Below are 24,833 nucleotides of genomic sequence, written 5' to 3' on the forward strand. Positions count from 1 at the left end.
GAGCGCGGCGCTGATGTAAACGTTTGTCCCATGGAGGAGGTCGCCCGAGTGAGATCATGGCTCAACTGCGTTGGAGAGAACGTCTGCCAATCGCCGACATACCAGGTGGGTGGCTGCGTGTAGAGCCCTTCAAACGCCCGCGCCCACTGGTGAGCCACTCCAAACACCATCGCGTATGCCAAGCACCGCTCAAACAGGCTCGGATCATTCATCCGTCGGACCCGGTCCTGATCAGCCCGGTAGAGGAACTCCCGAAGCCCAATCACTTTGTTCAGGATCTTCGCACCTTTCAGCGTGCGGCGGGGCATCACCACCGCAAAAAGAGTCATGGCAAGCCAGGATAGCCCAGCCGCGATGAACTCAGGAAGAAACACGCTCTCGCCTCGAGAGGTGCGATACAGCATCAGCAATATCCAGACGCCCACACCGACCCCCGCGGCTCCGAGGAGGTACAACGTGCGAATCGTGTTGGGGTCGCCGTCGAAATATTTTTTGGCGATGAGCGCGTCATAAATCGATGACCTCACTTCAGCGAAGGTGTCATAAAATTTCATTTCCAGCTCGGAGAGCAACCGCGTGTCGTAGCCGGCGGCGTTGCCGCTTCCGAAAATACCCTTCAACATCTTGCGTTCGTGGAGTGCCAGAGCGGGGTCGTCCCAGAAGTCTTTGCGCCGCGTGAATCGATAATCCCGGTTCCACCAGCGCGTGGAGGCCACCTCAATGGTGAGATACCCGCGCACGGCTAAATCGATCAGTGTGGCGGTCACATCCTGCAGGCCGGCTTTGTAATCCAACAGCGTGCCCATCTCGGCGGGCGTTAATCCATCCGGCGGCTCGTATTGCACGACGATGGACTCGCCGGTTTGTGGATCACGACCCCGCACCCACCACAACCAGGTCATGAAACCGAGGATCGCCAAGGGAATGCCATAGACCCAGTTGTCGCGGATCCACCAGGAAAAGACTTGGGCCGGTGATGGCGAGTGGACAAGACCCTTCTCCCATCCAACCACGGCGGTTAACCCTTCATACGAGCCAAGCGGCCGAGGCGGATCAAGAATCACTTGCGTGCTCGTCGTTCGGATCTGCTGCAACTGTTCGGTTGAGCCGTACGGACCGATGAAGGCGATGGCGCGCAACTGCTTTGCTGCGGCCGGTAGTGAAATTTCCGCGTGAACCTGCCGCATCGGCACGGCCCACTCGTTGCCGGTGAGATTCCAATAACACTCATCGTGATCCGGAAAAAACCGGATCGCGCCGCGCTCCACCTGATACACGATGCGATACGTCTGCTCGCCGGTGATGTAGCGATCCGGGTCGCCGATCCGGACGCGCTGGTAGCGTCCGGCCGATTCCAGCCGATACGGCCAGGGGCGGCCGGCCTGGTCAGTGACCGAGGTGACGCGCAGCCGTAGCCGAAAATGCTGGCCGGCGCGGTCGGTATAGTGGATGGGGATGTCGCGGAACAGTCCGTGGCGGGACTCGCCGTCGAAATCCGCGACGATCGTTTCGGTGACCGTCGCCGTGGCGTTTCGATGGATGGCAACGCGCGTCTCAAAGCTGGCGATCTCCCAGCCGTAGGCGAACGATGGCAGAAGAAAGCCAATGAAGAACGCAAGCGTGGACCCGAAGCGTTTCATCGACACGAGCAAGCGTTAGGAAAAGGAAACTTTCGGTGCTTTCGCTTCTTCCGAGCTCTCGAGCTGGAAGAACTCTTTGGACGTAAATCCGGCCATGGTGGCAATGAGGCTGGTGGGCACTTGCTGGCATTGGGTATTGTAGTCGCGCACGACGGCGTTGTAGTAGCGGCGGGAGTTCTGCAGCGCATCTTCCACGTTGGTGAGCGACTGCTGTAGGCTCATGAAATTCTGATTCGCCTTTAACTCCGGATAATTTTCCGCCACCGCAAAGAGCGTTTTGAGCGAGGTCGCGAGCATGCCTTCAGCGTTGCCTTTCTCTTTCGGACCATTCGCTTGCATCGCCAGCGAGCGCGCCGTCGTCACTTGCACGAAGAGCGTTTTCTCATGCGTGGCATAGCCTCTGACCGCTTCCACGATATTCGGAATCAAGTCGTAGCGGCGCTTCAGTTGGACATTGATGTCCGACCAGGCCCCGTCCGCCCGCACGCGCAATCGCACCAACCCGTTATAGATCACGACCAACCAAACCGCCACAACCGCCACAATGAGCAAGAACCACATCGGAACCTCCTTGGTCTGGGTCTATCTTATGCTGAGGCGCCCTCCGACGCAATCTTCATCAACTGCCAACGCAGCGCCCGCGTGTCAAATCGCAGCTCGTAGAGCGTCTGCCCATCGGTGACCGCAAAGCACCGGTGCAGCAGCACGCCATCACGCTCGCTCCAAACGCACGTCACCTGCCGGATCATGCGCCGCCGCCCCTGCCAGACCAACGCCACCGGCCGCATGCCGCGCGTTCCAAACCGCGCCTCCACCTCCACCAGCTCCCCTAGCTCTTCCATCGATATCAGATATCCCCCGCCTTACCCAATATCAGATATGAAAAGTCCATATAAAAGCAGATATGGCCTTTGATATACCAGACGGAAGTCTAGGTGTCAACGAGAATAAGTGACGCCAATCTTGGCGCACTGGCGCTCAAGCGGGCAGCGGCTGCACCAGGGCGAGGTGGGATGGCACAGATTTTGGCCGAAGGTCACGAGCAGATCGTTATAGATCTGCCAATAGCGGCGCGGCAGTTTTTTGCGCAGCGCGATCTCAGTCTGCTCCGGCGTCTTCGTGCGCACATAGCCCCAGCGATTGCTGATGCGGTGGACGTGAGTATCGACACAAATGCCATCTTTCCGAAACGCCAACGTCACGACGAGATTCGCCGTCTTGCGCCCAACGCCCTTGATCGTTAACAGCTCCTCCAGCATCGACGGCACCTGGCCCTGATAGCGATCGATCAGCGTCTGGCAGACGGTGTGAAGCGTCCTGGCCTTCGTCTTATAGAAGCCGACGGGATAGATCGCCCGCTCGATTGTCGGAATCGATAGCCTGAGCATCTGCTGCGGGGTTGCGGCCAGGCGGAACAGCCGCTCTGAGGCAACCTGCGTCACGGCGTCTTTGGTGCGCAGGCTGAGCAAGCAGCTGATCAGCGTCGCAAACGGATCGGCCTTGTAGTGGCCGACCACCGGCTCCTGCCATTGGCAGATGAGCCGCTTCAACGTTCGAATCGCGCCATCAATATGGCGATTAGTGACCATCGACACCTGCCCTATTGTTAACGCAATGACTGATCAGGTATAGTTCTTATAGAAGTTAAAAAAGTAAAAACTCCCGATAAAGGCAAACTCACGGTAACGTGAGGGCGCAAAGCTACGGGTCCTCTGAAACGGATCGCCTAGCTGCCGAAGAGCGACAACGATTTCAGACAGGATTGCCGAGCTACCGAAGGAGCGGTGGTTCGGCATTTTTCTTTATAACATTTTAACACGGGAGGCTGGGATGGAAAAGATGCGAAATCGGTTGGTAGGATATGCCGGCATTGTTGGATTCGTCGCTTTGATAATTGGTCTCTCCTCATCAGCCAATGCGGCGAACGATGAACGACCAGCCGATCCGCATGACGCCTTCATCCTCGTCAAATTCAAACCGTCTGTCAGCTCTGCGAAGAGACAAGATGTGTTCAGGCGGCATCGCCTCAAGGTCGCGGGTGAGATCAAACAACTTGGCGTGCACGTGATGCAGGTGTCTGACGAGGACACCCGGGAGGAAGCGCTGGACCGCCTGCGCATGAAGGATGCGGGTAAGATTGAGTCCGTTGAGATTGATGCGGCTCATGAACCCATCCTGATTCCCAATGACCCGACCTACTCGAGCGAGTGGCATTTGCCGAAAATGAACGCGCCGGCGGCGTGGGATACTATCACCGGCTCAGGCATCACCATCGGCATTGCCGACAGCGGCATCGATCCGACGCATCCGGATTTGGCTTCGCACCTGGTTCCGGGATGGAACTTCTACGACAATAACTCCACCACCAGCGATGTGTACGGCCACGGGACGAAAGTGGCCGGCAGTGCCGGGGCGATCGGCAACAATGCCGTCGGGGTAGCTGGAGTCGCGTTTAATGCCAAGCTCATGCCGCTTCGGGTCACCGATACGAGTGGATACGGTTACTCTTCTACGATCTCGAATGCGATCACCTATGCGGCGGATCATGGGGTCAAATTGGTCAATGTGAGTTTTGGCGGTGTTTGCAGCAGCAGCACCATCGCTTCGGCGAGCCAATACCTCTTTAATAAAGGGGGCTTGACCGTCGTCGCGGCCGGTAACACCGGAGCGCTGGATTCCTGCAGTGGTAATTCAACACAGGTCTATGCCGCGGCCACCGACAGCGCCGATGCGCGGGCGAGTTTCTCGACATACGGCAATTCTGTGGATGTGGCAGCTCCCGGGGTGTCCATCTATACGACGACCAATGGAGGCGGCTATGGCGCGGTTTCCGGAACCTCATTTGCCTCCCCGAATACCGCCGGCGCGCTGGCGCTCATCTGGTCGGCCAATCCGGGGTTAAGTCCGTCGCAAGCCCAGGATACGTTATTCACCACCGTCAAGGATCTGGGAACGGCTGGATGGGATCAGTATTACGGTTGGGGCCGGGTCGATGCCGCGGCTGCGGTGGCCAAAGCCTTGACGATTTCAGCACCCGCACCGGATACCACCGCGCCAAGCGCTCCGGCGAATCTGACTGGCACGGCTCCGACGAGCAGCCAAGTCAGTTTGTCGTGGGTAGCCTCGACGGATAACGTCGGGGTCAGCGGCTACAAGGTCTTTCGTGGCAGCAGCCTGCTGGGGACAACCACGTCCACGAGCTATGCTGATAACTCTGTGGCGGCCTCGACCACCTACTCCTACACAACCCAGGCGTATGACGCGGCCAACAATCTCTCGCTCGCCAGCAATGTGGCGACGGTGACAACCCCGCAAGCGCCGTTTAGCATCACCAGCTACGCGGTGACGAGCAAGACCTCGACGACCGCGACGATCACCTGGACGAGCAACAAAGCGTCGACCGGTACCGTCTGGTACGGTCTGACCGGCCGCAAAGGGGCGACAACCACGCTATCACTCTCCGCTACCGATAGCATCAGTGCGACCACACACACGGTGGTCTTGAGTGGCTTGACGAAGGCGACGAGCTACAGCTACCAGATTCGTGCCCAAAGCAGCACCGGCGAAAGCGTGAGCTCTCCCGTCTCAACGTTTAAGACGCTGCGGCGCTAAGCACGTGCAGAGTGTTCACCTTACCCATAGGGCAGCAAGAATGAAAGAGCGGGCCATGGTTGTCGCGATGGGGTTGATCGCTCTCCTACTCATGCTTCCCCTACCGCTCGACGCCGCAAGCGATAATTCCTCGGCAGACCCTCACGATGCCTTCATCATAGTCAAATTCAAACCCTCTGTCAGCTCTGCGAAGCGACAAGATGTGTTCAGGCGGCATCGCCTCAAGGCTGCGGGTGAGATCAAACAACTTGGCGTGCACGTGATGCAGGTGTCTGACGAGGACACCCGCGAGGAAGTCTTGGATCGATTGAGAGCCAAAGAGAAGGACAAACTTGAGCTCATGGAAATTGATGGGCGATGCGAACCAATCGCCATCCTTAATGACCCCAGCATCTCGAGTCAATGGCACCACACCAAGATCAACTCAGCGCTCGCCTGGGATCACGCGACTGGGGCGAATTTGACCGTGGGCATCGCGGATACAGGCGTCGATGCCTCCCATCCCGATCTGGCCGCCCATATGGTCCCAGGATGGAACTTTTATGACAACACCTCGGATACGTCAGATGTGCATGGACATGGGACCAAGGTGGCTGGTACACAAGCCGCGATTGGCAACAATGCCCTGCAGGTCGCGGGACTGGCCTGGGATGCCAAGATCATGCCATTGCGTGTTAGCGACGCCAGTGGGTATGCCTATTATTCCACAATCTCCAACGCGATCACCTATGCCGCCGATCGCGGGGCCAAAACCGTGAATGTGAGTTTCGGAGGCGTCTGTCAGAGCTCCACAATTGCCAGTGCTGGCAATTATATGCGCAATAAAAACGGGTGGGTCGTGGTCGGAGCTGATAATACGGGCGGAGATCCTGGCTGCGCCTCAGTTCCTGACCTGCTGTTTGCTTCGGCGACGGACAGCAACGATGCAAAGGCAAGTTTTTCTTCCTATGGCAACCACGTGGACATCGCTGCTCCTGGCGTGTCGATCCTGACGACTACGCGGGGTGGCGGGACAGGATCAGTTTCCGGCACGTCGTTCTCCTCTCCCGTGACTGCAGGGGTTGTGACACTCATTTGGTCAGCCAATCCCACGCTCACTTCTGATCAAGTCGAAGACATCCTGTTCAGATCAGCGAAGGATCTGGGTGCTGCCGGTTGGGATCCGTACTTCGGATGGGGACGAGTCGATGCTGGGGCTGCGGTGGCGTTAGCAAAGAGCACCTCGGGGCCAACGCTCGATACGACTGCACCCAGCGCCCCAACCAATCTCACCGCCAGTGCTCCAGAGAGCACCAAGGTCAATCTATCCTGGGGGGCCTCGGTGGATGACGTGGGGGTCACTGGCTACCAGGTCTTCCGCGGCAGTGCCCTGTTGGGAACGACGACCGCGACGACCTACACAGACACGACGGTCACAGGGAGCACGACCTACTCGTATACCACCAAAGGCTATGACGCGGCCAACAATGTCTCACTTGCCAGCAACGTCGCCACCGTGACCACTCCACAAGCCCCGTTTAGCATCACCAGCTACGCGGTGACGAGCAAGACCTCCAGCACCGCGACGATCACCTGGACGAGCAACACACCCTCGACCGGGGCGGTCTGGTATGGCTTGACAGGCCGCAAAGGAAAAACCACCACGCTCTCGCTCTCAGCCACCGATAGCATCAGCGCGACCACACACACGGTGGTCTTGAGCGGCCTGACCCGAGCCACCAGCTACTCGTATCAGGTTCGCGCGCAAAGCAGCACGGGAGAAATCGCCAACTCCACAACGTCAACGTTTAAGACGACGCGATAACGCCAACATCGCTCACGGCGCAAGGAGTTCGCGCACGTGCGTCTCGACGCTGCACGCAAGCGCCCGAGGATCATAGCCGCCCTCTAAGACCGAAACCATCCGTCCCTGGCAGCACCGATCCGCAATCTGCCGCACCATACGCGTCAATGCTGCATACCCGGCTTCGGTAACCGCCAAACCGGCCAACGGATCGTCGCGATGGGCGTCAAATCCCGCCGAAACCAGCACGAGCTCCGGATGAAACTCGCCCGCTTTCGGCAGCAAGTGCTGTTGAAATGCCATGATGACCTCGCGATCCCCTGCCCCGGCTGGCAACGCCACGTTCATGGTGAAACCCGCCCCAGCCCCACGCCCGGTCTCTTCTCGCCGCCCCGTCCCCGGATAGAAGGGAAACTGATGCGTGCTGAAATACAGGATGGAGGGATCGTCGTAAAAAATCGTCTGCGTGCCGTTGCCGTGATGCACATCCCAATCGACGATGAGCACGCGCTTGAGATGATGGCGCTGCTGCGCATACCGCGCCCCGATGGCCACGTTGTTGAACAAGCAAAAACCCATGGCGCGATCGGCGAGCGCATGATGCCCAGGAGGACGCACCGCGCAAAAGGCGCAGGCGAGCCGGCCGCTGACCACCTCATCGATCGCCAGCGTCACCGCACCCACCGCCCGCGCGGCGGCTTCCCATGAGCCTGGCGACGCGATGGTATCCGGATCCAACGCCGACGGACCGAGCTGGCACGCGCGCTTGATCTGATCGACATAGGAGGGGAGGTGTATGAGCTGAAGCGTCTCGTCCGAAGCGGGCTGCGGATCAAGCGGGATCAGCAACGACCACAGGTCCGACGATGCCAGATGGCTGACGATCGCCCGCACTCGCTGCGGCTGCTCAGGATGCGCCGGCCCGGCATCGTGCTGAAGAAATGAGGGGTGGTAGGCAAAACCGACGGGGCGCACGTTACCACGTCCCGTCGAAGAGTTCCTTAATCTTAGCACCCGGGCTTGGAGCGGTCATGAGGGCTTCACCAATCAATACCGCATGGACCCCCAGCTGCTTCATGCGCTTGACGCCCTCAGGCGTGTGAATGCCGCTTTCGGCGATGATGATCTTTCCCGACGGGATTTTTGGCACGAGCTGTTCGGTCAGCGCGGGGTCGACCTTCAATGTCCGCAGATCCCGGTGATTGATGCCGATGACGCGCGTCCCAACACTCAGCGCTGTTCGAAGCTCGGCTTCCGAATGCACTTCCACACATGGCTCCAGGCCAGCGGTATCGGCCGCCTGCATGCATTGGGTCAACACGTCTTCCGTCAGAAGGCGCACGATGAGCAACACGGCATCAGCGCCATGCGCGGCCGCTTCATAGACTTGGTAGGGGTCCACAATGAAATCCTTGCGCAACACCGGGACCTCGGTGAAATCCTTCACATCTTTGAGAAAATCGAGATGGCCGCCGAAATAGAACTCATCGGTCAGGACCGAGAGTGCCGCGGCACCGGCATGCTGCATCTCCTGGGCTAGACTCACCGGATCAAACCGCTCGCGCAACGTGCCCTTGGACGGCGAACGGCGTTTGAGCTCGGCGATGAGCGATAATTTCCCGGGCACATGGATGGCTTTGCGGAAATCCCGCTCAGCGATATGGTGTTTCACCCGGGCTTGCAGATCCTCAAATGGCAAGCGCGCCTTGGCTTCAGCAACTTCCCGTTCTTTTGTGGAGACAATTTCCTCAAGCATGGGTCGTCAACTCCGTCAGATGCTGGAGAAGCCTGGCGGCTTCTCCTTGATCAATCGCCGCGGCGGCCTTCCTTAGCCCCTCCTGGATGGTCGGCGCGCCATCCGCCACGTACATCGCGCAGGCGGCATTGAGCACAATGATATCACGAAAGGCCGACGGCCGGCCAGCCAGGACCTCGCGCGCGATTTGCGCATTCTGCGACGGATCCCCGCCGCGCAACGCCGCCAGACCGACTCGGGGAATGCCCATGGTCTCGGGCTGAATCGGCTGTTCGGTCGCGCGGCCGTCGCGAATCTCAATGGCGGCGGTCACCTCGGTCGTCGTCACTTCATCCAACCCATCGCGGCCATGCACCACCATTCCATGGCGGATGCCCAACCGCAACAGAGCTTCGGCCATGGGACGCATCAACCGTGGCTCTGAAACGCCGACGAGTTGAAAGGTCAGCGGAGCCGGATTGGCCAGCGGCCCGACCAGGTTAAAAATCGTCCGAATGCCGAGGGTTTTGCGGACCGGGGCGACAACTTTCATGGCCGGGTGGAACGCCGGCGCAAAACAAAACCCGAAGCCGAGTTCCTCGATGCAGCGTGCGACGCACGCTGGGCTCGCCGCCAAACTCACCCCCAGCGCTTCCATGAGATCGGCGCTGCCGCAGCGGCTGGAGGCCGCGCGATTGCCGTGCTTGGACATCCGCACGCCGGCCGCAGCCGCCACGAGTGCGGCGACCGTCGACACATTCATCGTGCCCTGCCCATCGCCGCCGGTGCCGCACGTATCGCACAGCGCATACGATTTCGAAAGCGGCAGCGGGACCGCGTGCTCACGCAACACCTCGACAGCTGTCGCAATCTCCTCGGCGGTCTCGCCGCGCGCCGCGAGTGTTCGGAGAAATTGCGCGATGTTCTCGGCTGATGTGCTGCCATCCATGATAGCGCCGAGCGCTTCGCGCATCTGCGCTGGGGTCAGCGGCTGATCGTATCGCATGATCAACGCTTGGTGCGGCGGGAACACGCGCGGGACATGGCGAGAAAATTCTTGAGCAGATCTTTGCCGACGGCGGTCAAAATGGATTCCGGATGAAATTGCACGCCATACACTGGGGCGTGGCGATGCTGCAACCCCATGATTTCTTTTTCCGAGGTCCAGGCGGTCACGGCAAGCACCGGCGGCAAGGTTTCTCGCTTCACAATGAGCGAATGGTAGCGCGTCGCCTCAAACGGATCCGGCAATCCCTTGAACAGTCCTCCCTTGACATGAAAGATCTTCGACACCTTGCCGTGCATCGATCGCTTCGCGCGCACCACATCGCCGCCGAACACTTCGCCGATGCATTGATGGCCGAGACAGACGCCGAGGATCGGGATGCTGCCGGCAAACGTTCGGATCAGCTCATTCGACACGCCGGCGTCCGACGGCGTTCCCGGCCCTGGGGAAATGACGATGCTGGAAGGGTGAAGCCGCGCAACCTGCTTTGGCGTAATGGCATCGTTGCGCTTCACCACCAGCTCCTCGCCTAGCTCGCTGAGATATTGCACGAGGTTGTAGGTGAAGGAATCATAGTTATCGATCATCAAGATCATTCGACGCTCCAGGCGATATCAGATATCACATTCGATATCTGATATCGCTCTCTCACTTTCTAAATCGCTGCTCGGCTAACTCGATGGCTTTCAGCATGCCTTGCGCTTTACTGAGGGTTTCCTGATACTCGCGGGCCGGCTGGGAATCCGCGACGATGCCGGCACCGGCTTGCACATAGGCATGGCTATCTTTCACCAGCACGGTGCGGATCGTAATGCAGGTATCCAGATTGCCTGAGTAGCTGAAATAGCCGACCGCACCGGCATACGGGCCGCGGTCATACCGTTCAAGATCGGCGATGATTTCCATCGCCCGGATTTTGGGCGCTCCGGCCACGGTGCCCGCAGGAAATGTCGCGCGCAACACATCGAAGGCGTTTTTGCCTGGTTTCAGCTTGCCCGTCACACTGCTGACCAAATGCAACACATGGGAATATTTTTCAATCACTATCAGCTCCGGCGTCTTGACCGAGCCGGCAACTGCCACGCGCCCCACATCATTGCGGCCAAGATCCACCAGCATCAAATGCTCAGCCCGCTCTTTGGGGCTGCTCAGCAATTGATGGATCAGACGCTCATCCTCCCGTTCCGTGGCTCCCCGACGCCGCGTGCCGGCGATGGGACGCGTCTCAAGCTGCCCGTCCTCGCAGCGCACCAACATTTCCGGAGAGGCCCCCACCAACGCCATCGAACCGAACCGAAGCAAAAACATGTACGGCGATGGATTGACGGACCGTAACATCCGATAGATATCCAGCGGCTGACACGACACCTTCCGCTGGAGCCGCTGCGATACGACGACCTGGATGATGTCGCCGGAGCGAATATGCTCCTTCGCCTTCGCCACCATCCGCTCAAATTCCGCGCGTGGAATATTGGCCTGCACGGTCTGCGGTCGTCCTGCGCGTCGGCGCAGGCTCTTCGGCAGGGGCCCGCGCAATCGTGACGCCATCTCATGAACCTCCCGCACCGCCTGACGGTACGCGGCCCGAGCATTCGCGCGATCCGTCTGGACGTTTGCAACGAGCAGGAGTTTATGCTGCGAATGATCGAAGATCGCCATCGTGCCGGTCAGCATCAGCATCAGGTCGGGCACGCGGAGCGTGTCGATCTGATGCGGCGGCAGCCGCTCAAGAAACCGCGCGGTGTTGTAGCCAAGATACCCGACCAACCCGCCGGTGAAGCGCGGAAGCCCTGGCACCGGCACGAATCGAAACTGGCTCATGAGCCTTTCAATCTCTGCAAGCGGATCATCTTTCGTCTCAAACCGTTTCACCTGTACCCGGCCATGACTCAAGGACGAGATCTCCATGTGACGACCAGTGGCCGTGATGAGCATCCGAGGACGACTGCCAAGAAAGGAAAATCTCGCGACTTTCTCTGTTCCTGCGACGGACTCCAGCAAGTAGCTGAAGCGCCCGTCGTCGAGCTTCAAGAACGCGCTGACCGGTGTTTCCAGATCCGCCAGCAGCTCGCCGTACACCGGGATGACATTGCCCTGCTTGGCCAATCTCAGAAACTCAGCTTCCGTGGGATGAATGTGAATCATGCGTAGACTTTCGAGGGATCGAACACGCGGCGGCCTACGGTTACCAGTTTCCCTTTAGAGTTGAGGCGACGAAAATAGCACGTCACGTATCCCGTGTGGCAGCCGGCGACTTTTTGCGCGACCAACAGCAGCAGCGACTTGCCCTCGCAGTCGACGTGGACCGCACGGATCGTTTGGATGTGGCCGGAGGTTTCGCCTTTCTTCATCAGCGCACTCTGTGAGCGGCGGAAGACGTAGACCAACCCCGTCTCCAGGCTCTTCTTGATCGCCTCGCGGTTCAGGTAGCACAGCGTCAGCACCTGCTTCGTGCCAGCATCCTGGATGACGGTCGGAATCAGCCCCTGCTGGTCAAAATGGAGCACATCGACCAATGACTCATAGCTCTTCATCTTTGCGGTCATGTTATGAGCGTACCACAACGTGGTGGGAGGCTAAATACCGTTTCACATCGCCAATCGACAGCTCACCGAAGTGGAAGAGCGAGGCGGCCAGGGCCGCATCTGCCCCACCACTAGTGAGCGCATCGACAAAATGCTGCAGGGTGCCTGCCCCGCCCGAAGCGATGACTGGAATGCTGACGGCTGAACTGATGGCTTCCGTCAATTCCAGATCGTAGCCGGCCTTCGTGCCGTCCCGGTCCATGCTGGTGAGCAGAATTTCTCCAGCGCCGCGCTGCTCCGCTTCCTTTGCCCACTGTACCGCATCCTTGCCCGTGGGTTTGCGCCCACCATGCGTGTAGACTTCCCATCCGGCCACTTGGCCACTTGGCCACTTGGCCACCTTCTTCGCATCAATGGCAACCACGATGCATTGATTGCCGAATCGCTCAGACGATTGATTAATGAAATCCGGCCGCTCGACAGCGCTAGTGTTCAACGAAACTTTGTCCGCGCCGGCGTTCAGCAGCGCACGGATGTCCTCGATGGTCCGAATGCCGCCGCCCACAGTCAGCGGCATGAACGCCACCGCTGCGGTCCGCTCCACGACATCCAAAATGATCGGACGCGCCTCGTGGCTGGCCGTGATGTCAAGGAAGACCAGCTCATCCGCGCCGGCGTCGTTGTATGCCTTGGCGGCTTCGACCGGATCACCGGCATCCCGGATACTCACGAATTTGATGCCCTTCACCACCCGGCCCTTGTCGACGTCAAGACATGGGATAATGCGTTTGGCTAGCATAGCAGATAGCAGATAGCAGATAGCAGATAGCAAGTCGCATTTTCTATTTGCTATCTGCTATTTGCTATGTGCTGAGCTCCTCGATCGCTTGTTTCAGATTGATCTTGCCTTCGTACAACGCTTTGCCGATGATGGCGCCGACAACACCGGACGGCTCGAGTTGCTTCAGGATCTTCAGATCCTCCAGCGAGGCAATGCCCCCTGAGGCAATCAACTGCTTAGCACCCGCATCCAACACTTCTCTGAGCAATGTCGTGTTCGGGCCTTGCAGCATGCCGTCGCGGCTGACGTCCGTGCAAATCAGCGTCTGCACACCTAGTTTCAGGATGCTGGACGCCAGCGCCCTGGGGGTCAGGTTCGTCGAGGAGACCCAGCCGCGCGAGACGACTTGGCCGGCTTTGGCGTCGATGGCCACAGCGATCTTCGCCCCGTATCGTTTCACCGCGTCCTCCACGAACGTGGGATCCTCGCACGCCTTGGTGCCAAGCACCACCCGGGACGCGCCGATCTCGATCGCGTTGTCCAATGTTTGCTTCGTGCGAATGCCACCGCTGAGTTCGACATGGATGCCGCACGCTTCAATCACACGGCGCGCAAATGGCAGATTGATATATGTGCCGTCGAACGCCCCGTTGAGATCAACCACATGGAGCCATATGGCACCGGCCTCGGCCCAGCGCCGGGCGATCTCAACCGGATCCTTGGAATACACCGTCACGTCGTCGCGCTTGCCTTGGGCTAAGCGCACGACGTGGCCGTCAAGTAGATCAATAGCAGGTAAAATAATCATGGTTAAGTTCGACACATGACACATGACTCACGACCCATGACTAAAACCGCGCGTTAGTCATGTGTCGTGGGTCATGAGTCGAGAGTCGCATTATAAGCTGATGAAATTTTTAAGCAGTTGGAGACCGACCGCCTGGCTTTTCTCCGGGTGGAATTGGGTCGCATAGAGATTCTTGCGCCACACCATGGAGGCGAAACGGCTGCCATACTCTGTCTCGCCGGCGATGACCGACCGATCGACAGGATCACCGTAGTACGAGTGCACGAAGTAGAAGAAACTGCTGTCCGGGATATTGGTGAGCAACGGGCATGTCTGTGTGCTGTGTGCTGTGCCCGCCACCCTGCTTGGCGGGTCCGCCACGCCGTGTGGTGGATGCTGTGTGCTGATTTGATTCCACCCCATGTGGGGGATTTTCAATGCGGAGTGCGGAGTGCGGAGTGCGGAATCAAAAGCGAACCGCCTCACTCTTCCCTTCAGCACACCGAATCCGGCGGCTCCTTCCCCCTCTTCGCCATATTCGAATAACAGTTGAAGCCCGAGGCAGATGCCAAGATATGGCTTGCCAGACTCAATGGCGACTTTGATCGGCTCAATCAACCTTCGGGCGGCGAGCTCGCGCATGGCGGCGGGAAAAGCACCCACGCCGGGCAGAATCACTTTCTCGGCGCGCCCCACATCCTCGGGTAAACTCGACACGCGCACCTCGGCCCCCAGCGACTCCAACGCTTTGGAAACGCTCCGCAGATTCCCCATGCCGTAATCGACGATGACAATCATCTACTGTTGTGACCAAGTAGCCCAGTGACCGAGTGGCCAAGTGGCTTGTGGCCACTTGGTCACCTGGCCACGGGGCCACAGTTCTTATAGTCGGCCTTTCGAGGATGGCACGCCTTTGACGCGGGGGTGGATGCGCGTCGCTTGCTCCAGCGCCCGGCCCAATGCCTTAAAGACCGCCTCGCAGGTGTGGTGGAAGTCAGAGCCGGCGAGCACATCGATGTGCAGCGTGATATTGGACTTGCGCACCAGCGACTCCAAAAAGTGTTCGACATCGCCCCATGTGTACGCGGTACTTTTTGACGCAAAGCTGCGCGCGAGGTTCTTCCCCCGCGCATCGCGCAGAATCAGCTTCGGGCGGCCGGAGATATCCAGCACCACGCGCGCCAATGCCTCATCCATCGGCACATAGGACACGCCGAATCGCGTAATGCCTTTGCGGTCGCCGAGTGCTGTGTCCAACACCTGCCCGAGCACTAAGCCAATATCCTCATTGGTGTGGTGCAGATCGATGTCCAAATCTCCCGTCGCTTTGAGGGTAAGATCCATCAGGCCGTGCGTTCCCAGCAGCGTGAGCATGTGATCAAGAAACGGGATCCCGGTTCTGACCGACGTTTTCCCCGCGCCGTCCAAATTCACTGTTGCGGCGATATTGGTTTCTTTGCTTTTTCTTGTGACGGTCGCTCGTCTCATCATTTTCCAAGCCTTTAGGTTAGTCGCACTTTGACGGCATCAAAATGGCGAGGCAGACCTTCGACGGCCGTCAGGCGCTCCAGCGGCTCTCGCATGCGTTCCAACGCCTTCTTCGTATAGGAAATGATGTGGGTGCGGCGCGTGAAATCATCGATGCCTAAGCCGGAAAACACCCGAGCCGCCCCGCCGGTCGGCAGCACGTGGCTTGGCCCGGCGACGTAGTCACCCACGGTCACTGGCGAGTACGGTCCGAGGAATATCGCGCCGGCGGCAGTGATCCGCTTGGCCAATTTCTGCGGCGAGCGCACCATGAGCTCCAGATGCTCCGGGGCCAGCTGATTCGCCACCGCCACCGCCTCATCAAGATTCTTCACTTTCATGCAGTAGCCGCCGGGAATCTGCTTGCGTGATAGCTTCGCCAACGCTCTGGATGTGGTCACCAAAAAGCCGATGCCGCCGGCATGCTCGGTTTCGCCCATCAAATCTGCGAGCACATAGTCGGGGTTCGCGTACCGATCCGCGATCACCGCAATTTCCGACGGGCCGGCGATCGTATCAATGTCGATGTACCCGAAGAGCTGCCGTTTGGCTTCGGCCACATAGGCGTTGCCCGGGCCGACGATCTTATCCACCTTCGGGATCGTCTTCGTGCCGAAGGCCATGGCCGCAATGGCCTGGGCTCCGCCCATCCGATAGACTTCATCGACGTCGAGCAAGCTGGCGACCGCCAGGATGTGCGGATCAACGGCGCCATCCCTGCGCGGCGGTGTGGCCAGAATGAGGCGCTTGACCCCGGCCTTGCGCGCTGGAATCACCGTCATGTAGACCGTCGACACGAGGCTCGCGGTGCCGCCGGGGATGTAGACCCCGACCCGCTCCAGCGGATCAAACTTCTCGCTGAGTACTACGCCATCGCCATCGATGGCGCGAACGGGTTTGAGCCGCGGCCGGCTGTAGAAGGCATTGACGTTTTGAATCGCGCTCTTCAGCTGCAGCGCAAACTTCGGGTCCAAATGCTGAAACGCGCCGGAAATTTCCGCTTCGGTGACGCGGAGTTGTCTGGGTGCGAGCTTGACCTTGTCGAACTTGCGCGTCAAACGCAGCAGCGCCTCATCCCCGCCGTCGTACACCGCATCGATGATCTGCCGCACGCGTTCTTCAAGCTTTCGTTTTCGCACGGTCAGTCGCGCGCACAATTTTTGCCACTCCTGGCTGTTCGTCGAGATGAGTTTCATGCCAACGCTGCTCGTATCAGTTCTTCCGCTCGTTGCAACGCCGCCGGGATCCCGGAGGGATCCTTGCCGCCGGCTTGGGCGAACTCCGGACGGCCGCCGCCGCTGCCCTGTGTGAGCGGCGCAATGGTTTTGAGCATCTGCCCGGCATGAATCTTGGACGTCAGATCGCTCGTCACGGCCATGACCAGCGCCGCCTCGGATGAACCGTTGGAAGACGCTAAGATCACGACCCCTTCGCGCCCCATCGTTCCTCGGATCGCATCGGCCAGCACGGCCAGCAGCTCTCGATCCGCTTGCTTGATTGTTGACGTCACGAGTGTCACACCATTGAGCTTCTTGCCCTCGGCAATGTAGCGAGCCGCCTGCACCTTGGCCAATTCGTGCTGCAAGTTTTTCCGCGCATGCTCAAGCGTCTTGATCTGCTCAAGCAGCTCTTCAAGGCCGGCCACCACGTCATGCGCCGGCCGGCCCAGCCGCTTGGCCGCCTCGTACAACACGCGGCGGTGTTTGGCTTCATAGGCCGAGGCCGCCTCGCCGACCAGCGCTTCAACGCGGCGCGTGCCGGCGGCGATGGAGCTTTCCCCGACGATCATCAACGCGCCGACAAACCCGGTGTGCGGCACATGCGTGCCGCCGCAGAGCTCTTTCGAATAATCGCCGATCGTCACCACGCGGACCTTGCCGCCGTATTTTTCGCCGAAGAGGGCGAGCGCACCTTGTCGTTTCGCTTCCTCCAGCGACAACTGATCGGTGCTGACATCGTCAACCAGTCGAACGCGATTGTTGACCAGTGTTTCCACGTCATACCGCTGCTCTTCCTGCAGCGGTTTCAGCGATGAAAAGTCAAACCGCACGCGCTCAGCTTCCACAGAGGAGCCGGCCTGCACCGCATCGGGCCCGAGCACCTTGCGCAGCGCCCAGTGCAGCAAGTGTGTTGCCGTGTGGCTGCGGGCGATTTTCAAACGCCGCGCAGCATCTACCGCCGCCCGAACCGGGTCATTGACGCTGAGCGTTCCCTGCTCCACCGTCGCGTGATGGATCAGCACATCATCCGCCCAGAGGGTGTGCTGAACCTTCGCGGCTCCTTTGGGCGCTTCGATGACTCCCGTATCGCCAGCTTGGCCGCCGGCTTCGCCGTAAAACGGCGAGCGATCGAGCACGATCCCGATGGATTGCCCAGCACGGGCTTGATTGACCCACGCCTTGCCGTCCCACAACCCTTTGATCACCGCATCGGATTGCAGCTGCTCATAGCCCACGAAGAGCTGCTCTTTGGGCGGCAGCGCTGGGATGGCCGAGCGAACCTGCATGGCGTCGGTCACAAACACCCCGCCGCCGAACTGGCTGCCGATACGCGAGCGTTCCTGCTGGGTTTTCATCGCAGCGTCGAACCCCGCCCGATCCACCGTCAACCCTCGGTCACGAGCCACATCAACGGTCAACTCGACCGGAAACCCATACGTGTCATACAGCTTGAAAGCCTCCTCGCCAGGGATGACGGATATCTTCGTTGCGCGCAATTTCTCGATGAGTTCGTTCAGCTTCGATGTTCCGCTGACGAGCGTCTCGACAAACTGCGCCTCTTCCTGCAGAATTGCCTGCTGGATGACCTGCCGGCGAGCATTCAGGCTCTTTTCATATGGGGAGCCGGACATCACCGCAATGACCGATGGAACAAGGTGAACAAGCAATGCCTGGGATCTCGGATCTGTTGATTTCCAGCTTTTCCCAGGGCTGCTTGGTTTCAGATCCAGCACGCTGCGGCCAAGCCGGTGTGCGCGACGGATGAGCATCCGCAGCACATACCCGCGAGAATCATTCGAAGGCAGCAACCCCTCAGCCAGCAAGAATACGATCGCCCGCACATGATCCGCAATGGCTCGCTCCGCAAATTCGACCTGATCGGGTTTCACGTTCTTGCCGCGTGGCCAAGCACGGATGTCATGCATCATGAGGTTAAACAAGTCCGTGTCGTAGTCTGTTTCTACTTTTCTGTTCGTTTCCACCTCTTGGAGCACCCGCGTCAGCCGCTCCAGCCCCATGCCGGTGTCGATGTTGGGCTTGGGCAGCGGTTTCAAGGCGCCATCGGGTTGCCGATCAAACTGGGTAAAGACCAGATTCCACACCTCAACCGACGCAGGACCGCCGATCTTCCCCTCAGGATCGTAATACACTTCCGAGCATGGCCCGCATGGGCCATTCGGCCCCGCCGTAGGCGCATTGGCCGGCCAGAAGTTCTCGGCTTGGCCGAAGCGCTTGATCCGCTCCGCCGGAACTCCCAGTGCTCGCCACAGGGCTGCCGCCTCTTCATCTTCCTCGTAGATGCTGACCCACAATTTCTCTTTTGGAAGCGGCAGGCAGAGCTTCTCGCGATCGCGGCTTGGCGTGCCGGCGTAATCCGTGGTGCCGGTCAAAAATTCCCAGGCCCACGCGATGGCGTCCTTCTTGAAGTAATCGCCGAAGGAAAAGTTGCCGAGCATTTCAAAGAACGAGTGGTGGCTGGCACTTCGGCCGACATGATCCAAGTCGCCCGTCCGCAAGCACATCTGGCATGAGGCTGCGCGTTTGATATCGGTGCGCTTGCCAAGAAAATAGTCTTTAAACTGATTCATCCCGGCGGAGGTAAAGAGCACCGTCGGATCGCCGCTGGGAATCAGCGCATCGCTCTCCTTGAGCGTATGGCCGCGCGCCTTGAAAAAATCCAGGAATCGCTTGCGAAGCTCAGTGCTCTGCATGAAGGACGCGCTCGATGATGTCCGTAGTGAATCCTCTAGAGGCTAACCGCCGAGCCAAGCGCTCAACAGGTGAATGATGCCGATCAGACTGGAGGGCCAGCCACGCTGCGACGCGGCGCTCGTCATCCGCATCCGTTGCACCCACCGCACGCGCCGCCTGGTCAATGGCCGCCCCATCAAGACCCTTGGCGGCCAGACGCTGCGCAATCGCGCGCCACGCGAACCCTGCCCGCGCCCAGTGATCCGCCCACAGCCGCGCGCACGCCCCATCATCAAGAATCCCGCGCCGTCGACACTCAGTGACCATGCGCGGGATCTGCGGGCTCGGAACGCCATGCGAGCTCAAATAGCGGCTCACCTCGTCGGTGGATCGAACGCGCCGCCCGGCATATCGCACCGCAAGGCCGAGGCCGCGAGCCTCGTCATCGCGCTTTGATGACGAAGTAGCCTCGGGTGGTCCGAACGAGCGTGTCGCCTTTTTCTTGCGCAATCGCGGCGCGGTAGTCATTCACATTGGCAATCGGCAATTTCCCAACCTGATTGATCACATCGCCGGGACGCAGCCCCGCCTGCTCAGCCGGGCTGTTTTGCTCCACATCAACCACCAACACGCCCGTCGTGTCAGACGGCATCGTGAATCGCTCCGCTTGCTCCGGGGTGAGATTCGACACCTGCAAGCCGCGCCAGGCCGTCTCTGATGTGGCCGCGCTGCCGGGTTCAAGGTCTGAGCGCTCGCCAATCTCCACGGTGAGCTTCTGGGCTGCGCCGTCCCGAAGCAGATCCAGGATCATCTTCTGCCCCGGCTTGGCATGGCTGACCCGATCGATGAGCTCCCGGGAGTAGCGGATCGCCTGGCCGTCAATCGCCTTGATAATATCGCCGTCCCGCAAGCCCGCCTTGATCGCCGGGCTCTCGCGGAGGACGGAATAGACCAGCACCCCGTTTCGATCGGTCAAGCGATAATAGTCGGCCACGTCATCCGTGATATCCTGGATCTGAATGCCGAGCCAGCCGTAGGCCACCTTTTTGCCCTCGATGAGCGCATCCAGGACGTTCTTCGCCTTGTTAATGGGAATGGCAAACCCGATGCCCTCGGAGCCACGCGAGCTCGTCAGGATCGCCACATTAATACCGATCACTTCCCCTTGGATGTTGAGCAGCGGCCCGCCGCTGTTGCCCGGATTGATCGCCGCATCAGTTTGAAAGAGATCCGAATAGTCCCGGTCGAAGCGCGTCGTCCGCGGCAGCTGACGGTTCAGCGCGCTGACCACACCAACGGTCAAGGTCGGCTCTGAGCCGATGACCCGCGAGGCCGGCCCGGCACCCATCAGGCCGAAGGGGTTGCCCAAGGCAATCGCCCACTGGCCGGTTCTCACGATCGACGAATCGCCAAGCTTCGCCACAGGAAGATTCTTGGCATCGATCTTGATGACCGCCAGATCCGACCGAGGATCCTTGCCCTTCACTTCGCCGGAAAATTCCCGCCCGTCAGCCAGCGTCACCGTGATCTTATCCGCGTTGGCCACCACGTGCTCATTCGTCAGAATCAACCCGCGCTCATCGATGATCACGCCGGAGCCCAAGCCAAACCGGCGCAATTCGCGCTCCGGCAGCTCGCCGTAAAACTGCCGGAAAAAATCTTCCGGATCCTCGAAGCCAAAGAACGGATGCCCGCGGAAGTACTGCCGGATTTGCTCCACTTGCTCCGTCGAAATGCTGACCACGGCAGGCCCGACCTGCTGGCTGATGCGCATGAAGGCGTTCTGCAGGTTTTCGGCTTCGCTCGTGGCAGCCTGCGCGGTGCTCCGAGCGCCTCCCGCGGAGGCCGTCGTGCTCGCCGGGGGATTGGACCAGAGGTCCCCGCCGCCCGCCACACCGAAGATGATTGCCACAACAACCGCGCCAATCCCCGCCCTCGACCACCGGCCTGCCATGGTTGCTTGTCCCCTGTTATGCCCGCTGTCCTGCGGGTTCCGCCACGTCTTTTGCCTTTGAAGCGTCTTTCGGCTCCTTCACGCCCTCTTGGGCGTCGTGCTTGCGAATCTGATCCTCCAGCTGCTTCATGAGCTTCGGATTCTCTCGCAGGAAGAGCCTCGCACTCTCCCGCCCCTGGCCAAGCTTCGTCTCCCCCCACGACAGCCAGCTCCCTTGCCGCTGGATGACGGCGGTGGTTTCGCCCACATCAAGAATGCCGCCCGCCTTGGAAATCCCTTCGTCAAAGAGGATATCAAACTCCGCCTGGCGGAACGGGGCGGCCACTTTATTCTTCACGACCTTCGCCCGCACCCGATTGCCGATGGCGCGATCGCCCACTTTAATGGTCTCGATGCGGCGCAGATCGATCCGCACCGACGAGTAGAACTTCAGCGCGCGGCCGCCAGGTGTCGTCTCGGGATTGCCGAACATGACGCCGATTTTCTCGCGCAGCTGGTTGATGAAGACGCAGCACGTTTTCGATCGGGCAATCGCCGCGGTCAGCTTGCGCAGGGCTTGGCTCATCAGCCGCGCTTGCAGCCCCACGTGCTGATCGCCCATCTCGCCTTCAATTTCCGCGCGGGGGACGAGCGCTGCGACCGAGTCTATCACGATCACATCGACGGCGTTGGAGCGGACCAGCGTTTCCGCGATTTCCAGCGCCTGCTCACCGGTGTCGGGCTGCGAGACCAGCAAATCATCGAGATTGACCCCAAGCGTCTTAGCGTAGGTGGGATCCAGCGCATGCTCCGCATCGATGAACGCGGCCACCCCGCCGGTGCGCTGCGCCTCAACAATCAGACTGAGGCTCAGCGTGGTCTTGCCTGAGGACTCCGGGCCGAAGATTTCCACCACCCGGCCGCGCGGGACACCGCCGATGCCCAGGGCGAGGTCAAGCGCCAGTGACCCTGTCGGTAGGGCTGGAATGTCCAATTTTGTGTCCTGGCCCAGCCGCATGATCGAGCCTTTGCCGAATTGCTTCTCAATTTGGCTGAGGGTCAGCTCAAGCGCCTTCTGCCGATCGGTCCGTTCCTTCTCCTGTTGCTCCTTGCCTGTGGCCATGACCGTTCTCCTTCGTGTTTCAGCCTGTGATGCGTGCGATAGTTCGGTGGGCGGGGCGCAGCGGCCCTCCGTATCTGTCGACTCTGAACGCCTTATTATACAAGCTACAGGCTCCACGCTGCAAGCTGCGGTATAATGGCTCCATGCAAGCGGAGATTCTGGCGATTGGCTCGGAGCTGACCAGCGGGGCCACCGTCAATACCAACGCCGCGTATCTCGCCAGGCGGCTCGCGGAGCGTGGCCTGCGTTGCGCGCGGCAGGTCGTGGTGAGCGATGAGCCGGACGCGCTGGCTGGCGCGCTGCGCCAAGCGCTCGCCCAGTGCGACGTGCTCATCACCACCGGCGGCCTGGGGCCGACGTTCGACGATATGACGATCGAGCTGATTTCCCGGGTCACCGCGCGGCCCCTCACTTACTCGGCGGCGGCGGCCGCAACCATCAAGCGCTTCTATAGCCGAAGGCACCGACCGCTGCAACACGCGGCACTCCGGCAAGCCTACCTTCCCCAAGGCGGCGAGGCGCTCCCCAATCCCATCGGCACCGCCCCAGGATTGTGGCTCTCCTATGAGGGTCAAACCCTGATTGCCCTGCCTGGCGTGCCCTCGGAGATGCGGGCGATCATGGAGCAGTCGGTGCTGCCGCGATTGACGCGGCTCGGCGGTGCCACCATTATTCAGACCCGAACCTTGCGAACGGCAGGACTCGTCGAACTCTCCATCGAAGCCATCCTGAAGGCGCTCCGCATCCCGCCCGCGATCGAGGTCGGACTCTATCCATCGCTGCGAATGGTGGATATCCGGCTCACCGCCACCGCGAATTCCCCAAGCACTGCCACCACCGCCCTGGCGCGCCTGGAATCTCGCCTGCGAGGGCGGCTCGGCCGGAATGTCTACGGCACCGGCGATGAAACCCTTGAAGAAGTGCTTGGCGCTCTGCTGGTGCGCCAACGAACCACCTTGGCGATCGCCGAATCGTGCACCGGCGGGCTGGTGTCCGATCGGATCACCAATATTTCAGGAAGCTCGAGGTATGTGCGGGGCGCGGTCGTGGCGTATCACAATGAGGTGAAACACCGGCCGCTTGGCGTCTCGAAGGATGTGCTCACGCGCTGGGGTGCGGTGAGCGCTCAAACCGCGGCGGCGATGGCCGAGGGTGTGCGCCGCTTGGTTGGCGCAGACATCGGATTATCAGTGACAGGCATCGCCGGCCCTACCGGAGGCACCGTGAAAAAACCGGTCGGGTTAGTCTACCTCGGGCTGTCGGATGGCCGCGGCACCCACACCCAGCGCCACCAGTTCTTCGGCGATCGGCTCTCGATCAAAATGCAGGCGGCACAGACCGCCCTCGATTGGCTTCGACGTTATTTGCTCAAGGGAATCTCTGCGAGGACGGAATGGGTGGGACCCGCCGAAGTCAGAACGCTCTGATAGAGGGTGACGGACGTGGCCTGCCAGGCAGTCGGTGGAGTCCAGTGCGGATTCCGCAACCCTTCAATGAAGTCATGCTTTCCACGAGGCGACCTCACGCGGCCGATCGTCGCATGAGCGGAATAGGGCCACTCCTCTTTCTTTAAGCCCAACGCTCGGCTTTCCTTTTCGATCGCGTCCGCCAACCGAATCACGTCATTCTTCCCTTCGCTGACTCCGACCCAAATGATGCGCGGGTCGTTGAGCGACGGAAACGCCCCGAGCTCCTGAAGGCCCATCGTAAACGCGGATGTGTGTTGCGCGATCTTCATCAGAAACCCTTCCACCTGCTGCCGCTGCGCCTCGGTAATCTCATCGAGAAACTTCAGTGTGACATGAAGCTGCTCAGCGTCTACCCATTTCACATCGGCGTGCGATTTCGACAGTTCCTGCTGTAGCACAGTTAATGCCGCACGTGCCTCCTCTGAAAGACCAATCCCAATAAACGCTCGCATGTGGGCGATCTCTTTTGGCTTAGTGAATGTGCGAAGCAAAGAACAAGACGATGGCCGCGATGACGCACCAAATGAACGTGATCGTATATGCTGCTGCTCCTAGATCATCAGCCATAATGCCCCAGCCGCCAGGTAATCGCTCGAGCCAATTTAAAGGAAATGGCTTTAGGATATCGAATGCGCGAAACAGAAGAAAAGCTCCCACAAACCAATACCAAGAGGCAAGCGTCCACCATGGGCCGAGGATTACAACCGCGGCCATAGCCCACACTTCATCAAGAATGATGGCTGGTGCATCGTGGAGACCAATTTCACGTTCTGCAATTGTGCAGACTATGGCACACAGAATAAATGCGATAACTAAAAACCCCACCAACAGCAACAAGGTCCATGTCCATTGCCATGCTATCCCTCTCACGATAAACCCCACAACGACTCCCGCGAGACTTCCCCACGTCCCTGGCGCCCAGCGGATTTTTCCAAGACCCCCTATCGTTGCCAGAAAGACGGCCGCTGATCGAATATTCATCAACGTCTACTGTGTGCTGT

24 protein-coding genes and 1 riboswitch are annotated in these 24,833 nt (G+C 59.8%); of the genes, 3 read left to right on the forward strand and 21 right to left on the reverse strand.

The window, feature by feature from the left end:
• From HY737_02155 to HY737_02170, 4 genes are all read right to left on the reverse strand, one after another.
• On the reverse strand, positions 1-1,640 hold a 1,640-nt coding region (locus HY737_02155), incomplete at its 3' end, for a DUF2207 domain-containing protein (GenBank protein MBI4597190.1).
• Between the two features lie 15 nt (positions 1,641-1,655).
• A complete protein-coding gene (locus HY737_02160) occupies positions 1,656-2,201 on the reverse strand; it encodes a LemA family protein (protein MBI4597191.1) in 546 nt (181 codons plus the stop codon).
• 26 nt (positions 2,202-2,227) lie between these two features.
• Positions 2,228-2,482: a hypothetical protein gene (locus HY737_02165; protein ID MBI4597192.1), complete on the reverse strand. Its 255-nt coding sequence runs from the start codon at positions 2,480-2,482 to the stop codon at positions 2,228-2,230.
• 96 nt (positions 2,483-2,578) lie between these two features.
• Positions 2,579-3,229, reverse strand: a complete 651-nt coding sequence (locus tag HY737_02170; protein MBI4597193.1) for an endonuclease III — start codon at positions 3,227-3,229, stop codon at positions 2,579-2,581.
• Between the two features lie 71 nt (positions 3,230-3,300).
• Positions 3,301-3,418: riboswitch (cyclic di-GMP riboswitch) on the forward strand.
• A 52-nt stretch (positions 3,419-3,470) separates the two neighbouring features.
• Between HY737_02170 and HY737_02175 the strand changes: the two genes are divergently transcribed.
• Together HY737_02175 and HY737_02180 are read left to right on the forward strand one after the other, a co-directional pair.
• Complete coding sequence (locus HY737_02175; protein MBI4597194.1) at positions 3,471-5,252, forward strand: S8 family serine peptidase; 1,782 nt, start codon at positions 3,471-3,473, stop codon at positions 5,250-5,252.
• 262 nt (positions 5,253-5,514) lie between these two features.
• The gene (locus HY737_02180) at positions 5,515-7,056 is read left to right on the forward strand and encodes a S8 family serine peptidase (protein MBI4597195.1); all 1,542 of its coding nucleotides are present in this window, start codon (positions 5,515-5,517) and stop codon (positions 7,054-7,056) included.
• 12 nt (positions 7,057-7,068) lie between these two features.
• Here the strand turns inward: HY737_02180 and HY737_02185 are convergent, their stop codons facing one another.
• The 15 genes from HY737_02185 to recA form a co-directional block, all read right to left on the reverse strand.
• On the reverse strand, positions 7,069-8,010 hold the full coding sequence (locus HY737_02185) for a histone deacetylase (protein ID MBI4597196.1): 942 nt from the start codon (positions 8,008-8,010) through the stop codon (positions 7,069-7,071).
• Position 8,011: 1 nt separating this feature from the next.
• The gene (trpC, locus tag HY737_02190; protein ID MBI4597197.1) at positions 8,012-8,791 is read right to left on the reverse strand and encodes an indole-3-glycerol phosphate synthase TrpC; all 780 of its coding nucleotides are present in this window, start codon (positions 8,789-8,791) and stop codon (positions 8,012-8,014) included.
• Complete coding sequence (trpD, locus tag HY737_02195; GenBank protein ID MBI4597198.1) at positions 8,784-9,776, reverse strand: anthranilate phosphoribosyltransferase; 993 nt, start codon at positions 9,774-9,776, stop codon at positions 8,784-8,786. Before trpD ends, trpC begins: the two co-directional genes overlap by 8 nt.
• 2 nt (positions 9,777-9,778) lie before the next feature.
• Positions 9,779-10,372, reverse strand: coding sequence for an aminodeoxychorismate/anthranilate synthase component II (locus tag HY737_02200; GenBank protein ID MBI4597199.1), 594 nt, complete (start codon positions 10,370-10,372; stop codon positions 9,779-9,781).
• 52 nt (positions 10,373-10,424) lie between these two features.
• On the reverse strand, positions 10,425-11,921 hold the full coding sequence (trpE, locus tag HY737_02205) for an anthranilate synthase component I (protein ID MBI4597200.1): 1,497 nt from the start codon (positions 11,919-11,921) through the stop codon (positions 10,425-10,427).
• Positions 11,918-12,322 carry a phosphoribosyl-AMP cyclohydrolase gene (locus HY737_02210; protein MBI4597201.1) on the reverse strand — a complete coding sequence of 135 codons (405 nt, stop codon included), beginning with the start codon at positions 12,320-12,322 and terminating at the stop codon, positions 11,918-11,920. Before HY737_02210 ends, trpE begins: the two co-directional genes overlap by 4 nt.
• 1 nt (position 12,323) lies before the next feature.
• Positions 12,324-13,100, reverse strand: coding sequence for an imidazole glycerol phosphate synthase subunit HisF (hisF, locus tag HY737_02215; protein MBI4597202.1), 777 nt, complete (start codon positions 13,098-13,100; stop codon positions 12,324-12,326).
• A 64-nt stretch (positions 13,101-13,164) separates the two neighbouring features.
• The gene (hisA, locus tag HY737_02220) at positions 13,165-13,890 is read right to left on the reverse strand and encodes a 1-(5-phosphoribosyl)-5-[(5-phosphoribosylamino)methylideneamino]imidazole-4-carboxamide isomerase (GenBank protein MBI4597203.1); all 726 of its coding nucleotides are present in this window, start codon (positions 13,888-13,890) and stop codon (positions 13,165-13,167) included.
• A gap of 90 nt (positions 13,891-13,980) precedes the next feature.
• On the reverse strand, positions 13,981-14,667 hold the full coding sequence (gene hisH / locus HY737_02225; GenBank protein MBI4597204.1) for an imidazole glycerol phosphate synthase subunit HisH: 687 nt from the start codon (positions 14,665-14,667) through the stop codon (positions 13,981-13,983).
• Between the two features lie 84 nt (positions 14,668-14,751).
• Complete coding sequence (hisB, locus tag HY737_02230) at positions 14,752-15,360, reverse strand: imidazoleglycerol-phosphate dehydratase HisB (protein ID MBI4597205.1); 609 nt, start codon at positions 15,358-15,360, stop codon at positions 14,752-14,754.
• 11 nt (positions 15,361-15,371) lie between these two features.
• Positions 15,372-16,592, reverse strand: coding sequence for a histidinol dehydrogenase (gene hisD, locus HY737_02235; protein ID MBI4597206.1), 1,221 nt, complete (start codon positions 16,590-16,592; stop codon positions 15,372-15,374).
• Positions 16,589-19,327, reverse strand: a complete 2,739-nt coding sequence (alaS, locus tag HY737_02240; protein ID MBI4597207.1) for an alanine--tRNA ligase — start codon at positions 19,325-19,327, stop codon at positions 16,589-16,591. Before alaS ends, hisD begins: the two co-directional genes overlap by 4 nt.
• The gene (locus HY737_02245) at positions 19,314-19,634 is read right to left on the reverse strand and encodes a RecX family transcriptional regulator (protein ID MBI4597208.1); all 321 of its coding nucleotides are present in this window, start codon (positions 19,632-19,634) and stop codon (positions 19,314-19,316) included. The genes alaS and HY737_02245 overlap by 14 nt, the downstream gene beginning before the upstream one ends.
• 115 nt (positions 19,635-19,749) lie before the next feature.
• On the reverse strand, positions 19,750-21,261 hold the full coding sequence (locus HY737_02250) for a Do family serine endopeptidase (GenBank protein ID MBI4597209.1): 1,512 nt from the start codon (positions 21,259-21,261) through the stop codon (positions 19,750-19,752).
• Positions 21,262-21,277: 16 nt separating this feature from the next.
• Positions 21,278-22,363: a recombinase RecA gene (gene recA / locus HY737_02255; GenBank protein MBI4597210.1), complete on the reverse strand. Its 1,086-nt coding sequence runs from the start codon at positions 22,361-22,363 to the stop codon at positions 21,278-21,280.
• 143 nt (positions 22,364-22,506) lie between these two features.
• Between recA and HY737_02260 the strand changes: the two genes are divergently transcribed.
• Positions 22,507-23,790, forward strand: coding sequence for a competence/damage-inducible protein A (locus tag HY737_02260; protein MBI4597211.1), 1,284 nt, complete (start codon positions 22,507-22,509; stop codon positions 23,788-23,790).
• Here the strand turns inward: HY737_02260 and thpR are convergent.
• Positions 23,724-24,284, reverse strand: a complete 561-nt coding sequence (thpR, locus tag HY737_02265) for an RNA 2',3'-cyclic phosphodiesterase (protein MBI4597212.1) — start codon at positions 24,282-24,284, stop codon at positions 23,724-23,726. The two genes, HY737_02260 and thpR, sit on opposite strands and share 67 nt — an antisense overlap.
• Before the next feature lie 19 nt (positions 24,285-24,303).
• Positions 24,304-24,813 (reverse strand): phosphatidylglycerophosphatase A, encoded by a 510-nt coding sequence (locus HY737_02270; GenBank protein ID MBI4597213.1) that lies wholly within the window; start codon positions 24,811-24,813, stop codon positions 24,304-24,306.
• Between the last annotated feature and the right edge of the window lie 20 nt (positions 24,814-24,833).

The organism is Candidatus Omnitrophota bacterium (assembly GCA_016209275.1).
GTDB lineage: Bacteria > Omnitrophota > Gorgyraeia > Aquiviventales > Aquiviventaceae > JACQWM01.

What these genes read in the sequence shown, in the direction of transcription:
- thpR (MBI4597212.1), bottom strand. Translation starts at nt 24,284, where the DNA reads ATGCGAGCGTTTATTGGGATTGGTCTTTCAGAGGAGGCACGTGCGGCA.
- HY737_02170 (MBI4597193.1), bottom strand. Translation starts at nt 3,229, where the DNA reads ATGGTCACTAATCGCCATATTGATGGCGCGATTCGAACGTTGAAGCGG.
- HY737_02250 (MBI4597209.1), bottom strand. Translation starts at nt 21,261, where the DNA reads ATGGCAGGCCGGTGGTCGAGGGCGGGGATTGGCGCGGTTGTTGTGGCA.
- HY737_02165 (MBI4597192.1), bottom strand. Translation starts at nt 2,482, where the DNA reads ATGGAAGAGCTAGGGGAGCTGGTGGAGGTGGAGGCGCGGTTTGGAACG.
- hisH (MBI4597204.1), bottom strand. Translation starts at nt 14,667, where the DNA reads ATGATTGTCATCGTCGATTACGGCATGGGGAATCTGCGGAGCGTTTCC.
- hisB (MBI4597205.1), bottom strand. Translation starts at nt 15,360, where the DNA reads ATGATGAGACGAGCGACCGTCACAAGAAAAAGCAAAGAAACCAATATC.
- HY737_02270 (MBI4597213.1), bottom strand. Translation starts at nt 24,813, where the DNA reads ATGAATATTCGATCAGCGGCCGTCTTTCTGGCAACGATAGGGGGTCTT.
- HY737_02160 (MBI4597191.1), bottom strand. Translation starts at nt 2,201, where the DNA reads ATGTGGTTCTTGCTCATTGTGGCGGTTGTGGCGGTTTGGTTGGTCGTG.
- hisA (MBI4597203.1), bottom strand. Translation starts at nt 13,890, where the DNA reads ATGATTATTTTACCTGCTATTGATCTACTTGACGGCCACGTCGTGCGC.
- hisF (MBI4597202.1), bottom strand. Translation starts at nt 13,100, where the DNA reads ATGCTAGCCAAACGCATTATCCCATGTCTTGACGTCGACAAGGGCCGG.
- HY737_02245 (MBI4597208.1), bottom strand. Translation starts at nt 19,634, where the DNA reads ATGGTCACTGAGTGTCGACGGCGCGGGATTCTTGATGATGGGGCGTGC.
- hisD (MBI4597206.1), bottom strand. Translation starts at nt 16,592, where the DNA reads ATGAAACTCATCTCGACGAACAGCCAGGAGTGGCAAAAATTGTGCGCG.
- HY737_02260 (MBI4597211.1), top strand. Translation starts at nt 22,507, where the DNA reads ATGCAAGCGGAGATTCTGGCGATTGGCTCGGAGCTGACCAGCGGGGCC.
- recA (MBI4597210.1), bottom strand. Translation starts at nt 22,363, where the DNA reads ATGGCCACAGGCAAGGAGCAACAGGAGAAGGAACGGACCGATCGGCAG.
- trpD (MBI4597198.1), bottom strand. Translation starts at nt 9,776, where the DNA reads ATGCGATACGATCAGCCGCTGACCCCAGCGCAGATGCGCGAAGCGCTC.
- alaS (MBI4597207.1), bottom strand. Translation starts at nt 19,327, where the DNA reads ATGCAGAGCACTGAGCTTCGCAAGCGATTCCTGGATTTTTTCAAGGCG.
- HY737_02180 (MBI4597195.1), top strand. Translation starts at nt 5,515, where the DNA reads ATGCAGGTGTCTGACGAGGACACCCGCGAGGAAGTCTTGGATCGATTG.
- trpE (MBI4597200.1), bottom strand. Translation starts at nt 11,921, where the DNA reads ATGATTCACATTCATCCCACGGAAGCTGAGTTTCTGAGATTGGCCAAG.
- trpC (MBI4597197.1), bottom strand. Translation starts at nt 8,791, where the DNA reads ATGCTTGAGGAAATTGTCTCCACAAAAGAACGGGAAGTTGCTGAAGCC.
- HY737_02210 (MBI4597201.1), bottom strand. Translation starts at nt 12,322, where the DNA reads ATGACCGCAAAGATGAAGAGCTATGAGTCATTGGTCGATGTGCTCCAT.
- HY737_02200 (MBI4597199.1), bottom strand. Translation starts at nt 10,372, where the DNA reads ATGATCTTGATGATCGATAACTATGATTCCTTCACCTACAACCTCGTG.
- HY737_02175 (MBI4597194.1), top strand. Translation starts at nt 3,471, where the DNA reads ATGGAAAAGATGCGAAATCGGTTGGTAGGATATGCCGGCATTGTTGGA.